The sequence below is a fragment of the Paraburkholderia azotifigens genome (assembly GCF_007995085.1).
Lineage (GTDB): Bacteria > Pseudomonadota > Gammaproteobacteria > Burkholderiales > Burkholderiaceae > Paraburkholderia > Paraburkholderia azotifigens.
The window spans coordinates 517,904-530,951 of record NZ_VOQS01000003.1 but is presented as its reverse complement, the minus strand read 5'-3'; the positions used below and the strand labels follow the sequence as shown (position 1 = coordinate 530,951).

At 61.1% G+C, this 13,048-nt stretch carries 12 protein-coding genes and 1 pseudogene; 7 read left to right on the top strand and 6 right to left on the bottom strand.

Features of this window, described 5'->3' with window-relative positions; translation table 11 throughout:
* Positions 1 to 2 precede the first annotated feature (2 nt).
* The 3 genes from FRZ40_RS19570 to FRZ40_RS19560 form a co-directional block, all read right to left on the bottom strand.
* Positions 3 to 1,064, bottom strand: coding sequence for an alkene reductase (locus tag FRZ40_RS19570; RefSeq protein WP_028371270.1), 1,062 nt, complete (start codon positions 1,062 to 1,064; stop codon positions 3 to 5).
* 79 nt (positions 1,065 to 1,143) lie between these two features.
* Positions 1,144 to 1,473, bottom strand: coding sequence for an ArsR/SmtB family transcription factor (locus FRZ40_RS19565; RefSeq protein ID WP_035544370.1), 330 nt, complete (start codon positions 1,471 to 1,473; stop codon positions 1,144 to 1,146).
* A gap of 1,199 nt (positions 1,474 to 2,672) precedes the next feature.
* Positions 2,673 to 2,924 carry a hypothetical protein gene (locus tag FRZ40_RS19560; RefSeq protein ID WP_147235264.1) on the bottom strand — a complete coding sequence of 84 codons (252 nt, stop codon included), beginning with the start codon at positions 2,922 to 2,924 and terminating at the stop codon, positions 2,673 to 2,675.
* A gap of 759 nt (positions 2,925 to 3,683) precedes the next feature.
* Here FRZ40_RS19560 and FRZ40_RS19555 point away from each other — a divergent pair.
* Both FRZ40_RS19555 and FRZ40_RS19550 read left to right on the top strand, forming a co-directional pair.
* Positions 3,684 to 4,100, top strand: coding sequence for an organic hydroperoxide resistance protein (locus tag FRZ40_RS19555; protein ID WP_147235262.1), 417 nt, complete (start codon positions 3,684 to 3,686; stop codon positions 4,098 to 4,100).
* A 79-nt stretch (positions 4,101 to 4,179) separates the two neighbouring features.
* Entirely contained in the window at positions 4,180 to 4,713 is a 534-nt protein-coding gene (locus tag FRZ40_RS19550; protein WP_147235260.1) for a tautomerase family protein, read from the top strand.
* Positions 4,714 to 5,190: 477 nt separating this feature from the next.
* Here the strand turns inward: FRZ40_RS19550 and FRZ40_RS19545 are convergent, their stop codons facing one another.
* Positions 5,191 to 5,754: a DUF3455 domain-containing protein gene (locus FRZ40_RS19545; RefSeq protein WP_147235258.1), complete on the bottom strand. Its 564-nt coding sequence runs from the start codon at positions 5,752 to 5,754 to the stop codon at positions 5,191 to 5,193.
* 274 nt (positions 5,755 to 6,028) lie between these two features.
* Between FRZ40_RS19545 and FRZ40_RS19540 the strand changes: the two genes are divergently transcribed.
* The 5 genes and pseudogenes from FRZ40_RS19540 to FRZ40_RS19520 all read left to right on the top strand — a co-directional run bounded on the left by FRZ40_RS19540 (position 6,029) and on the right by FRZ40_RS19520 (position 11,347).
* Entirely contained in the window at positions 6,029 to 8,329 is a 2,301-nt protein-coding gene (locus FRZ40_RS19540) for a penicillin-binding protein 1A (RefSeq protein WP_420873872.1), read from the top strand.
* Complete coding sequence (locus tag FRZ40_RS19535; RefSeq protein ID WP_147235254.1) at positions 8,280 to 8,594, top strand: hypothetical protein; 315 nt, start codon at positions 8,280 to 8,282, stop codon at positions 8,592 to 8,594. Before FRZ40_RS19540 ends, FRZ40_RS19535 begins: the two co-directional genes overlap by 50 nt.
* Positions 8,569 to 9,111 (top strand): annotated as a pseudogene (locus tag FRZ40_RS19530) (ABC transporter permease); the annotation flags it as partial. The gene FRZ40_RS19535 and the pseudogene FRZ40_RS19530, both read left to right, overlap by 26 nt.
* Positions 9,112 to 9,128: 17 nt before the next feature.
* Complete coding sequence (locus tag FRZ40_RS19525; RefSeq protein ID WP_147235253.1) at positions 9,129 to 10,598, top strand: FAD-dependent oxidoreductase; 1,470 nt, start codon at positions 9,129 to 9,131, stop codon at positions 10,596 to 10,598.
* 23 nt (positions 10,599 to 10,621) lie between these two features.
* On the top strand, positions 10,622 to 11,347 hold the full coding sequence (locus FRZ40_RS19520; RefSeq protein ID WP_147235251.1) for a haloacid dehalogenase type II: 726 nt from the start codon (positions 10,622 to 10,624) through the stop codon (positions 11,345 to 11,347).
* 50 nt (positions 11,348 to 11,397) lie between these two features.
* Here FRZ40_RS19520 and FRZ40_RS19515 read toward each other — a convergent pair whose 3' ends face one another.
* Positions 11,398 to 11,670 carry a helix-turn-helix domain-containing protein gene (locus FRZ40_RS19515; protein ID WP_240057236.1) on the bottom strand — a complete coding sequence of 91 codons (273 nt, stop codon included), beginning with the start codon at positions 11,668 to 11,670 and terminating at the stop codon, positions 11,398 to 11,400.
* A gap of 146 nt (positions 11,671 to 11,816) precedes the next feature.
* On the bottom strand, positions 11,817 to 13,037 hold the full coding sequence (locus FRZ40_RS19510) for a CynX/NimT family MFS transporter (protein WP_035542455.1): 1,221 nt from the start codon (positions 13,035 to 13,037) through the stop codon (positions 11,817 to 11,819).
* Between the last annotated feature and the right edge of the window lie 11 nt (positions 13,038 to 13,048).

Genomic DNA, 13,048 nt, shown 5'->3' with positions numbered 1-13,048 from the left:
TCCTAGTTGACTGCTTCCAGCGCGGGATAGTCGATGTAACCCGTTGCGCCTTCCGCGTAGAAGGTAGCGGGAACGGGCGTGTTCAACGGCGCATCGAGTTCGAAGCGGCGCACGAGGTCCGGGTTCGCGATGTACAGCTTGCCCCATGCGACAGCGTCGGCTTCACCCGAGTCCAGCAGCTTTTGAGCGCTTTCCTTCGTGAAGCTTTCATTGGCGATATAGACGCCGCCGAATGCCTGCTTCAGCTGCGGTCCGAGGCTGTCTTCGCCGCGCGCTTCGCGGGCCGCGATGAACGCGATCTTGCGCTTGCCGAGTTCGCGCGCGACATAGCCGAAGGTCGCGGCCGGGTCCGAGTCGCCCATCGTGTGCGAGTCGCCGCGCGGTGCGAGGTGCACGCCGACGCGATCCGCGCCCCACACATCGATACACGCGTCCGTCACTTCGAGCAGCAAACGCGCGCGGTTTTCAATCGGACCGCCGTATGCGTCGGTGCGCCTGTTCGTGCTGTCCTGCAGGAACTGGTCGAGCAGATAGCCGTTCGCGCCGTGCACCTGGACGCCGTCGAAGCCCGCCTTCTTTGCGTTCTCCGCGCCCTTGCGATACGCGGCGACGATGCCCGGAATCTCCGACACGTCGAGCGCACGGGGCGTGACGAACGGACGCTGCGGACGCACGAGGCTCACATTGCCTTCCGGCGCAATCGCGCTCGGCGCGACGGGCAGTTCGCCGTTCAGGAACATGGGATCCGACACGCGGCCGACGTGCCACAGTTGCAGGAAGATCTTGCCGCCTTTTGCGTGGACGGCTTGCGTCACCAGCTTCCAGCCTTCCACCTGTTCATCCGACCAGATGCCCGGCGTGTCCGCGTAGCCGAGACCTTGCGGCGTGACGGACGTGGCTTCCGAAAGAATCAGGCCGGCGCTCGCGCGCTCGGCGTAGTACTTCGCCATCAGCGCGTTGGGCACGCGGACATCGCCGGCGCGTGCACGCGTGAGCGGCGCCATCACGATACGGTTCTTCAGTGTGAGATCGCCAATCTGGAGCGGGTCGAAAAGAGTCGGCATGTTGTTTCAATCCTTGCGGGCGCATGGCCCGTGTGTGTCGAGACTGCATTCGGGAACAAGCGAAGACGCGGGCGCGCCGTCAGAGATCCGCGTTCATGTGCGCAAGGAACGCCTGGATGACGGCCTCGTTGCGCTTGAAAAACACCCACTGGCCCACACGCTTCGACGTGATCAGTCCCGCGCGCTGCAGCGTGGCGAGATGCGCGGATACAGTCGACTGCGACAGGCTGCAGCAGTCGTCGATCTGACCCGCACAGACGCCGTGCTCGTACGACAGCTGCTGCTCCGGAAAATACGTCTCCGGCTCGCGCAGCTTCGCAAGAATCACGCGACGCGCCGGGTTGGCCAGCGCCTTGTGGATCGCGTCGATGTCGATATCAGTGGACTTGGGGTTGGTCTTCGTGTTCATGAAACGGCGGGCTGACTCTCTGGCCGGGACGTCGGCATCTGCATCGCTATGGTCCGAATCTTATATCGGATTTTCACGATATGATTGGATGGCCTTACTCTTAATGGGGGTGATAGGTATCGGCAGACAAAAAAGCACGCACTTTTTTGACGCCGCACTCCGCGCACAAAAAGGAACGCACTTCTAATTCCACATCATGAAAAATAGCGATAGGCCTTTTTGATGGGTATATTTTCATGGCCTGGACTATCGCGTCGCGCACCCTGATCCGGTCAAAAGTTCGACTTCCATAGAACAAGTAGATATGGACTCCGAAAGTAAAGAACGCATCTGCCAGTCGCCGCAAGCAGCTAGCGGAGTGTTTCAGTTTCCCTTCGTTTTCTTCTGGAGAAGCGCGTGGTTGCTTGCGGAGTGACCGGTCACGGCGCATAACGGCAGTCGAGACGGACGGGGAACCAGAATTCGCGAGCGAGCGAAATCACCCGACGGGTCGTTGAATGACGCAAGTGGACCGACCCGGAACATTGGCGTTGATACACAATCCCGCAGCTTTTTGCAAAAGGGGGCGAGTGCCTATAGTTTCACGCTTGCCGGGCTCGGCGAGGGTGAGTTCATCCGGTTTCGATAGGCGAGTGCAGGCGGTGGCTAAATGGCTAGCATCGTCCACTAATCCGCGAGTCGTTCTAAGCTGACGCTGGAGTGTGTGCCCCTGTGAGACGGCGTCATAGACGCTTTGCACCGCTCGCGCTGTCGTCGCCTTGAATGTCAGGGATCGTTGTAAGTGAATGAGTACTTGCGGACACTCGGCAGTCGTCTAACTCGCATTAACGCAGTGGCCGCTTGCAGCTATGCGTCTTACTTCGCGTCTCTTGGTGTCGTCGCGCAATAGCAGTTGGATGCTAGTTTGAGGAGGTTCTTGGAGGTCGCGGGCGGCCTGATTGTTCACCAACTGAATGAATCCGGCTCGCACCATCTAACATGAGCGTGGTTAGCTTGAGTTGTCACTGGCAGAATGCCGGGTCGTTGCTTTTCGCTTCTCTCTCTCTCGTACACCACTTCTGACTTTAGCTCGCTACGACGGCGCGAACGGCGACATAGCGCTTAACAGCTGCCTCACAGTGCCTGACACTCCAATGTCGGCAATGGCCGAGATGCTTCCACAGGGACGCCCCGCAGGTCTCGGCCGTGGACCAGCCTGCTCAATCATCACCGATGAGCGTTTCCACCAGGCCGCGTCCCTCCGCGTATGCGGCCTTACGAGCCTCATCTGCCGTCACGAAAAATTTCGCGAGCTCGAAGAACTGCGTGCGCTGATCGGACATACGAACATCAGCCCCTGGGTGGCAAACGTATCCGACGTAATGGTACGGAGTGTCGTCTGCTGGCGGCCCGTATGCAAGGATCGGCATCACCCAAACCTCAAAGCCCTTAAAATTGGTCTTTTCCCACATGGCATTCTCCGGAAAGTCCCACGTAGCGCGACATTCGCGGCGTCAGTCCGCTCGGCGTGCCGCGGTTTCGCGAATTCGTTCTGACTATCATAACCATACAGTAAGTCGTTCGTCATTCCACGGACCGCGATAACGGACCATCCGCTGAAAGCACCCGTACTGTCTCTTGCCCACGTTCTAGCGCAGCGCACGATTATTCAGTCAAACTGACTTGATCAACTCTAGTGCTTTGGTGTTCCCGTCTCGACTCATCTGGACACGTTTCGCCGCATGCGGACACGCTTGAAGTCCACAGAGACGCCGGCTGCATTTGTTCCTGGAGATCACAACTGTTTGTCCATTGCAGGTGTACGCAACCGGGTCGAGTAAGTCTACATTGGCGAACCAATGGCGCTGCGGACTCCCGACAGCAAATGCCGAACAATCTCGGAGGTCAATCATGAGCAACCCGCAAAAAGTCGTCAGAACGTATGACGAACAATCGGCTCGCGACGCACGGTTCGCCAAATTCGACGCCGACGGGTATTCCGGGCGGTGATCAGTATGGTGTGGATAGGCGCCCGACATCTCTTCTGTCACTCGACATGACGGCGCGCGACCCGGTGCCGCATTCACTGGATCTGGCGCGCCGCAGCCGTGCAGTGCACTTTATCCGCAGCGCAAGCTGATACTTGAGATTACAAAACCAGCGCATTCCGACACACGCGGGATACATCTCCACAATTTAATACTTCTATTGATCGACTGGAGCAGACCATCATGACTCGAATCGAAAACGTGCTGTACACAGGCAAGACTCATACGGCGGGCGGCCGCGATGGGGTCGCGCGCAGTTCGGACGGCCGCCTTGACATCAAACTTTCGCGGCCGGGTTCCGCAGGCGACGGGACGAATCCCGAGCAACTGTTGGGTGCCGGCTGGTCCGCATGCTTTATTGGCGCAATGAGGGGGGCCGCACGCGCCCTGAACGTCGTGCTGCCGGTCGACACGAGTGTCGATGCCGAAATTGATCTCGGAACGACTGATGACGCCTACTTTCTCCAGGCACGTTTGAACGTAAGCCTTCCCGGTTTGTCGCGTGACATCGCTCAGGCGCTGGTGGACCGCGCACATCAGACCTGTCCGTATTCCAAGGCTACGCGCGGCAACATCGATGTCGTGATCGCACTCATTTAACCGGAACTCATGCCTGAACGAGTAGAAAAGCTCTCTCGCAAACCACTAGGCCTATTACACCTGATTAAGGAGCAGCACCATGCCGATGATCGACGCACTCTGGCCCGAAGATGCCCTGACCCGAGAGGCGGAAGCCCATCTGATCAAAGAATTGACTGACATTCTGATCAAGGCGGAAGGGTATGATCCCGCCAATCCGATTGCACAGCGCGTGTCTGTTCTCAATCTCCATCGACCTGCTGCCGTATTCGTCGGTGGGGAACGCTCGGAAGCCGCGCGCTACCGGATCATTCCGTCGGCGCCCGAAGGGCAATACACCGACGAGTCGCGTAGAGCGCTCGTTAGGGCAATCACGGAAGCGGTGGCACGCGCCGAGAACCGACCGTTCGAAGAGGTCGTATCGCGCGTCTGGGTCTTCCCAACGGAGATTCCGGACGGTACCTGGGGAAGTCGCGGCACCATCTTTACGCTACCCGACATTCACGCTTTGCTTGCCGGTGAAGCCGAACGCAGCGCAGGCGCGGAGCGACTCGCGCGCCGGCGGCGCGAGAAGGCACGAATGACGCTCGAGGCCGCCGTCGATGCATTCCAACGGGCGAGCGACGACGCTTAGCACGATCTCGCTGGTCGACGGGGCCACTGATCTGGCTGGAAGATGACCATCAGTCGACGAAGCCTGTCACTACCCGTGTGAACGCGATCGAAAGCAGCTCGATGACGTTCGAGCGTCGGTTGGGCTTCAACGCGGCCTTTGGGCCGCGCCCGTCCCAACCGGCCAAATTGTGCACTCGAGGCTGCGACAGTGCGAACGGCGGCAACGGGCCTGTCAGGCACCTCACAGCGACCGATACTCCAACGTCGGCTATGGCCAATCACGGGCCACACCGAGGGAAAAGAGGAGCGGCGCTGCCGCGAGCAGAACATTCGACGTAAAAGCCGATGTGACGCTCATCGGTTCCGACGCTTCGATGATGTGAAGCGTCGGCATGGCGCGGCCCGAGACGCGCACCCCAGCAATTGGCGGTGAAGCTCCCTCGTCCGGATGCCCGGGCCGGATATGTTCGCCAACAGCGCATGTAACGCGGCGGCGCTACTTCAGGAATATGTAGCGTGCAAAATAGGGAGAACTACCGGTTTGATGTTCGTCGACGCAAGATTCGGCGGGCGCGGTGCCGCCTGCGGTGTCGAGTCGTTGCACGAAACGCACGGCAGACAGGCTGCCTTGAGCCGTAGTGTGAGTTTCGAGCAGCAGTTGCGGAATACTGTTCGGGCTGGCACTCGGTGCCTGGGCTAGCACACGGCCAACGATCCGGCTGCCATCGGCGGCTTCCCAGGACGGGCCGGCGTCATGCTGAATGGCGGCTTGACCGGCCGCATCGTAGAGCGTGGCCTTCGGATGCTGGAACACCCAGCGAAGATGACGGCTGCTGTCGAATTCGCAGCGATAGATCTGCACGCCCGTGGCCGTCGTGACCGCAAACGGCTGGACGTCGGCAGGCGAGAGGGTCGGTGGGACGGGATCAGCTGCATTCGCTGCGACGGGCAATATCAGCGCAACACAGACCAGTACTGCGGCTCGAGCGGCGGGTCGTCGTGGGCCATCAGCGCAGAGCGAGCCAATGGCGCTAATCGGACAAAACCGAAAAGGGAACATGATGACTATCCGGGTTGGGGGCGACGCATATGGGCCACATCGCTGTGGTTCGCCTTACCAGAACAGCCAGGCGTGGTGATCTATTCCATCGCCGCTAGCTGACGGTGAGTTTGGCGGTGACGCTCAGGTCAGCGGTCGCTCGCTGTGACCGGATCGTGATCGAGTGCAAACGGCCACCGCGGCATGCGCCCCGAACTTGCACACACGGCTAAAGCAAAACGGGGGCGGCAGCTGAGAACGTCGTTCACATCGAAACAATTGTAATCATCTGTTAATGACGTGGCTGGCGACCCTCTTCTGGCGGCAGAAGCGTCCTTGCGCTTTGGTACGATCCCGCCTTTCCCGCTTGCCCGTCGTCACCGTGATTCGCCGATATTGGTCCTTGTTTCGTCAACGTTGCACAAGGTCGCTTGCCCGCGTTCGAACGCTTGCCGCTGCCAGTAGAACGAACGGCCGACTCGTCTTTTTTGCCGCGCTGCGAGGCCTGAGTCACCCGACCCGACGCGGGATCGCGTGGGCACTCGGCGCGGTGCCGGCGCTGCTCGTGGTGTACGTGCTCGCGCTTGTACCGTTCACACCGGGTATCGGCGATATCCGCAAGGCACGTGTCGACCGGCCAGCCCTGATCGTGTCCGCCGACGGCAAACTGCTCGCGGAATTCAAGCCGGTCAATCGCGAATGGGTGTCGCTCAAGCAGGTCTCGCCGTATATGGTGGACGCATTGGTCGCGACCGAAGACCGGCGCTTCTACGAGCACCACGGCATCGACTGGAAGCGTATCGTGTCGGCCGCACTGCACACGTTCTCGGGTGACCGGCAAGGTGGCTCGACGCTCACGCAGCAGCTCGCGCGCAACCTGTATCCCGACGAAATCGGCCGCGCGCCGACCCTCACGCGCAAGCTCAAGGAAGCAATCACGGCGCTCAAGATCGAAGCCGTGTACAGCAAAGATCAGATTCTCGAGACGTACCTGAACACGGTGCCGTTCCTGTATAACGCCTACGGCGTGGAAATGGCCGCACGCACCTATTTCGGCAAATCGGCCGCGCAGCTTGATATTCTCGAAAGCGCGACGCTCGTCGGCATGCTGAAGGCCAACAGCACCTATAACCCGGTGCTCAATCCCGAGCGCGCCTTGCAGCGGCGTAACACGGTGCTCGGGCAGATGAACAGGTATGGGAAGCTCAAGCCCGCCGCGTATGCATGGCTCAAGCGGCAACCGCTCAACGTCGATTTCGAACAGCAGACTGCGTCGCCGGGCCCCGCGCCGCATTTTGCGGCGCAATTGCGCAAGTGGCTGACGGGATGGGCCGACCGCAACGGCTACAACATCTATGCTGACGGACTCGTCGTGCGCACGACGATCGATTCCCGTCTGCAGGCAATGGCGACGCAGGCGATGAACTGGCAGACGAACCAGTTGCAATGGATCGCAAATGGCGCATGGAACGAACGCACGGGCTGCTCGCCCGGGAACGCCCTGTTCCAGAACTTCATCCGGCAAACGCCTGACTACCGCACCGCACGCGATGCCGGCCAGGCGGATGAGGTCGCGCTCAGGAAGCTCGCCACGGACCCCGCGTTCGTGCGTGCGCTGTGCCGGAGCAAAGCGACGATCCAGGCAGGTTTTGTCGCCATCGATCCACGCAACGGAGATATCAAGGCATGGGTCGGCAGTCGCGATTTCGGCGACGAGCCGTTCGATCACGTGCAGCAGGCGCGGCGTCAGCCGGGCTCGACATTCAAGCCGTTCGTGTACGGCGCGGCCTTTGCGGACGGCGCGCGGCCAGGCGATACGATTGTCGACCGGAATGTCGCCATTCCGCTAGGCGAACATGCGATCTGGCGGCCGACCGACGCGGAGCCGCCCACTGGCGCACCCATGACGCTGCGCGACGCACTCGCGAATTCGCGCAACCGCGTTACCGCGCAGCTTATGCAAAAGGAAGGCCCCGGGAAGGTTGCGCGGCTCGCGCGTGCGATGGGTGTGCGCGAAAGTCCGCTCGAAGCGGTGCCGTCGCTCGCGCTGGGCACGAGCCCGGTCACGCTGAAAGAAATGGTCTCGGCGTATTGCACGATCGCAAACCGCGGCGCCTATATCGCACCGCGCATGGTCACGCGTATCGAGGACCACGATGGCAAGGTGCTCGCGGAATTCCCGAGTGCATCGCCGGAACGGGCGCTACCCGTCAGTGCAGCGCAGACGCTCGCCGACGTGATGCGCGACGTCGTGAACAGGGGCACCGGTTCTGACATCCGACGCCGCTTCGGGATTCGCGCCGACGTCGCCGGCAAGACGGGTACGACGCAAGACAACACCGATAGCTGGTTCATCCTGATGCATCCGCAACTGGTCGCTGGTGCGTGGGTCGGTTTCGACGATGCGCGTGTGACGCTTGGCAACGACTATTGGGGTGAGGGGGCGCACAGCGCATTGCCGATGGTGGGCGCCTTCTACGATATGGCGCTGCGCGCGCGAGTCATCGATTCCCGTGCCCAGCTCGGTCCCGAAACGCGCCCCCCTCGTGCGGTCCACGCACGACGTCATCACTCCTTCTTCTTCTGGCCATTCTGATGCCGTCGCCTGGGCGTGGGCGGCCAGCAAAACGCTGATGCCCGGCGAAGAGATGATTCGCAACGTCGACCATGACGGCGATGGCGAGGACATTCGCGTCGCGCGGCAGATGCGCGCCTGTATCGGTGTGCATGGACGGGCTCACGCCGGGTTTTGTGCGAGTTGCGGTCGTGCCGGAGACGCTGGCTGGCCGAGCCTGTTTTTCGTGCTCCGCGGTCTTGCCGTGTTGACGCTGCTATATGACGAAGGCGAACTTTCGCGGTAAAGGTCTGCTGATGGCGATCCTCGTCTCGCCGATGATCGTGCATGTCGTAGTAGTCGGCATCGGCATGTACCTTTTCTTTGCGCCGCTCGGACTTGCGAGTACCTATACTGGATTGATTCTCGCGCACGCATCGCTGGGCGTGGCGTTCGTCGTGACGACAGTCGCAGCGACGTTGCAGGGCTTCAATCACAACCTGGTGCGTGCCAGCCTTTCGCCAAGCGCGAATCCAGTGAAAAGATTCTTTAGAATTACATTGCCGGTGATTGCACCCGGGGTCATCTCGGGAGCGCTCTTCGCTTTCGCAACCTCCTTCGATGAAGTCGTTGTAACGTTATTCGTTGCGGGCGCGGATCAGACGACAGTACCGCGCCAGATGTTCACCGGAATCCGTGAGAACATCAGCCTGACGATTGCTGCACTCGCGACGATTCTTGTCGCCTTTTCCACTTGCCTGCTCCAATTGCTCGAATGGCTGCGCGGCCGGAATGCGGCGCGAGCGGTTGCGATTTGGGCGTGACTTTCGATGCTGCCAATATGCACCCGACAATCCGATCCACCCGCGATCTCAGCTTCTGGTTAAAGGATGCGCTTGACAGCGAAGCGCACGAGCCGCTCGTCGCGCTCGACCATGACATTGCAGCCGATGTCTGTATCGTAGGCGGCGGATTCACGGGCTTATGGAGCGCAATAGAGATCAAGCAGGCGCGGCCAGAAGCAGAGGTCGTCGTCGTCGAGCGAGACCTGTGTGGCAGCGGAGCCAGCGGGCGAAACGGCGGTTTCGTCCTTAGCCTGTGGGCCAAGTTCGCGTCGCTTGCAAAAGTGTGCGGCGAGATCGAGGCTGAGCGGCTATGCAATCTGTCGTCGCAGGCGATTCTCGATTTGCAGGCGTTCTGCGAGAAGCATGACATTGATGCGGAAATGCGGCTCGACGGATGGCTGTGGACTGCGACGTCCCAGGCGCAAATCGGCACGTGGGACGCCACCGTTGCCGCAGCGGCGCGGCTGGGTCAGGCTCCATTCGAGACACCACGTAATGAAACCCCGTTGCCGGGCGGATCGCCCGCACATCTCGCTGGCGTCTTCGAACGGATTTCGGCGTCGGTTCAACCAGCGAAGCTCGCACGCGGTCTCAAGCGGCATGCAGTGCGGCTTGGGGTCAAAGTATTCGAGCGATCGCCGATGCTCGCGCTCGATCGCAGTGAGCCTGCGCAGGTCCGCTGTCAACATGGAACCGTCAAGGCACAAAGAGTGATTCTCGCGATGAATGCGTGGGGTTCCGTCTTCGCGGAGATTCGAAAAGCGATCGCGGTTGTTTCGAGCGATATCGTCATCACTCGGCCTTTACCACAACTGCTGGAAGCAATTCACTGGACGGACGGCATGACCATCTCCGACTGCCGGATGCTGGTCCACTACTATCGAACGACGCCCGATGGACGCATCGTGTTCGGCAAAGGAGGCGGCAGCGGAAAGATGGCCTTCGGATCGCGCGTCGAAGGAAAATTCGATGGCCGCTCGCCGATCGAATCGACGGTAGCGGAATGGTTGTCGCGCATCTATCCGGGCGTCGCACAAAGCGATGTCGTGCAAAGCTGGACGGGACCGATCGACCGCTCGAGCAATGGCTTGCCTTTGTTCGGCGCCTTGCCCGGCAGCCCGCACATTTTCTACGGCATCGGCTATTCGGGAAACGGTGTCGGCCCTTCGATGCTAGGCGGAAAGATTCTTCGCTCGCTGACGCTTGCTCTCGATGACGAATGGGCGCGATGCGGACTGGTTCAACCGCTGCGCCGCGCGTTTCCACCTGAGCCGTTCCGCTATCTGGGCGGGCGTGCGGTCCGCCATGCCGTCGCGCAGTCGGACCTCGCGGCCGATGAGGGGCGTGTCCCCGGGGTGATCGTGCGCGGCCTGACCCGGCTCGCGCCGGCCGGCCTTTCACCCATTCGCAAGAACGTGGACGCAGGCCCGAATGCATCGGCCAGCAGTACACTGCGATCTCCCTGACCCATTTGACAAAGAGGATCGCCGTGCAACTGACCGACTTCGATACCCTGACATTCGACTGCTACGGCACGCTGATCGATTGGGAAACCGGCATTTTCGAGGGCCTTCGTCCGCTGCTGGATCGCATTGAGCCTGCGCCGACGCGCGATCAGGTTCTTGAAGCGCATGCACGGCACGAGTCGTCGCAACAGTTGTACACGCCGGGCAAGCGTTATCAGGAACTGCTGGCTATCGTGTACAAGCGACTCGCGGAAGAGTGGGGCGTTGCTTACTCGCATGAAGAGTGCGTGACGTACGGCAGGTCGATTCGCGACTGGCCTGCGTTTCCGGATTCGGCCGACGCGTTGGAATATCTCGCGCAGTATTACAGGCTGGTCATCCTGTCGAATGTGGACAACGAGAGCTTCACCTATAGCAACAGCAAGTTGCGGGTCCGGTTCGACGCAGTCATGACGGCGGAGGACATCGGATCGTACAAGCCGTCGCCGCGCAACTTCCAGTACCTGCTCGACAAGCTTGCAGGCTGCGGCGTGCGCAAGGAGAAAATCCTCCATACGGCTGAAAGCCTCTTCCACGATCACAAGCCCGCTAATGAGGCGGGTCTCGCTTCATGCTGGATTTATCGACGTCATGCACAGCGAGGCTTCGGTGCGACGATGGATCCGGGTATGCAACCGCGAATCGACTTCCGTTTCGACAGCATGGCCGATCTGGTGACAGCGCACCGTGAGACGCTTTCAAGAGGATGAATGGCAAGCCCTCTACGCTAGCAATCGCTTGATCAGGTCCTGGGTCGTTTTCACATCGTATTTGCGCAACAGGCTGGCCCGATGGATGTCGACGGTCCGCGGGCTGATCTCCGTTCCTTGCCGATTTCCTTGCTTGTCATCCCATGTACCACGAGCGCGGCCACATCGCGCTCGCGCGCTGTCAGCAGAGTCGTGAAGTCCGAGTGCTTGTCCTTGAGCGACAGGTCGGAAAATGTCCACAGAGCCAACTCATAAGGGCGTTTCGGATTGAAGCCGAAGCCGCATACGGTCACCCAGAAGTGGCTGCCGTCGATGCGACGCATGATGCGGTCGTCGCTGAACACAGCCCGCTTCGCGATCAGCGGAGCGATGCGGCGACCGGTGTTCGCAAAGTCTTTCTGGGCAGACAGTTGATCATTCAGGATCTGAACGACGCATGTTGCGATAGTGGGAGAGTCCGGTGGCAAGATCAGTCGCTGGCGAGTTTCAGGTGCGCGCGTCGTCCTGCCGCATAACCGAACCACGCGGACAGCACGCAGATGCCCGCGCATAAGCCCGCGAGGCTGGATAGCGAGCCTGTCGCGTGGAGCAGGGCGCCCGCAATAAAGGGGCCGGCGGATGCCAGCAGGTAGCCGATACCTTGCGCCATGCTGGAAAGCTGTGCGGCCACCCGCGAATCATGCGAACGCAGTCCGATAACGGTGAGGGCGAGCGTGAATGCCGCCCCTTGCGCAATGCCGAGCAGAATGGCGCAACCCCACATGGTCCACAGCGGCGCGAAGAAACAGCCCATGAGGCTCGCGCCGGCCAGCAACAATGCACCGGCATTCACCGGCCGTTGGTCAGGCAGCCGTGCAACCAGAACGGGCAGTAGCAGGGACGCGCCCGCCTGGGCAATCACGCTCAGCGACAGCATGAAGCCTGCATCGACTGCACTCATGCCGCGCATGCGCAGGACGGTCGGCAGCCAGCCGAACACAATATACGCAAGCGACGATTGCGTGCCCATGAACAGGGTGACGTTCCATGCAAGCGGATCCCGCAACAAACGTCCGATAGCCGACGCGCGCTTTTGTGCGCCCGGTTCGACGGGCGGCAGTTGACCGAGCCAGATGACGGCGGCGATCGCGGCGGGAAGGGCCCAGACTGCCAACGCGCTCGACCACGCGGCGTTGCCGCTGTTGCCCGGCATGTGGGCCAGAAGATTGGCGATGGGCACTGTCGCGGCGGCGGCGGCCGCCGCGCCGGCGCACATTGCGGCGCTGTAGATTCCCGTTACGAGCGCAACATGATGCGGGAAGTCCCGTTTCACGACGCCGGGCAGAAGCACGTTCATCAAACCGATGGAAAAGCACGCGACGATCTGTCCGGCGTATAGCGACTGCCATGAAGGCACGACACGCAACGCCGTGCCGCAGGCAAGCAGGATGAGCAGCGCCAGCAACGCACGCTCGCTGCCCAGCCGGCGAGCGGCCCATGGTGCGAGCGGTCCGAACAGGCCGAAGCAGAGCGACGGCAAGGTCGTCAGCAGGCTCGCGCCGCTGGATGAGAGCCGGGTGGCGCGAACCGCGTCGATCAGGATCGGGCCGACGCTCGTAACGGGCGTGCGCAACGAGAAAGCCATCAAGGCGAGACTTGCGCCCAGAGCAAGACTGCGAGCGCGTGAACGATGGTGTGTCGTGGTATCCATGAATGGCGGTG

Bases quoted from the DNA above. Each gene is read 5' to 3' on its own strand.
- FRZ40_RS19550 (WP_147235260.1), top strand. From the start codon at position 4,180: ATGCCGATGATCGACGCACTCTGGCCCGAAGATGCCCTGACCCGAGAG.
- FRZ40_RS19565 (WP_035544370.1), bottom strand. From the start codon at position 1,473: ATGAACACGAAGACCAACCCCAAGTCCACTGATATCGACATCGACGCG.
- FRZ40_RS19540 (WP_420873872.1), top strand. From the start codon at position 6,029: ATGACGTGGCTGGCGACCCTCTTCTGGCGGCAGAAGCGTCCTTGCGCT.
- FRZ40_RS19545 (WP_147235258.1), bottom strand. From the start codon at position 5,754: ATGTTCCCTTTTCGGTTTTGTCCGATTAGCGCCATTGGCTCGCTCTGC.
- FRZ40_RS19515 (WP_240057236.1), bottom strand. From the start codon at position 11,670: ATGCGTCGCATCGACGGCAGCCACTTCTGGGTGACCGTATGCGGCTTC.
- FRZ40_RS19570 (WP_028371270.1), bottom strand. From the start codon at position 1,064: ATGCCGACTCTTTTCGACCCGCTCCAGATTGGCGATCTCACACTGAAG.
- FRZ40_RS19555 (WP_147235262.1), top strand. From the start codon at position 3,684: ATGACTCGAATCGAAAACGTGCTGTACACAGGCAAGACTCATACGGCG.
- FRZ40_RS19510 (WP_035542455.1), bottom strand. From the start codon at position 13,037: ATGGATACCACGACACACCATCGTTCACGCGCTCGCAGTCTTGCTCTG.
- FRZ40_RS19560 (WP_147235264.1), bottom strand. From the start codon at position 2,924: ATGTGGGAAAAGACCAATTTTAAGGGCTTTGAGGTTTGGGTGATGCCG.
- FRZ40_RS19525 (WP_147235253.1), top strand. From the start codon at position 9,129: ATGCACCCGACAATCCGATCCACCCGCGATCTCAGCTTCTGGTTAAAG.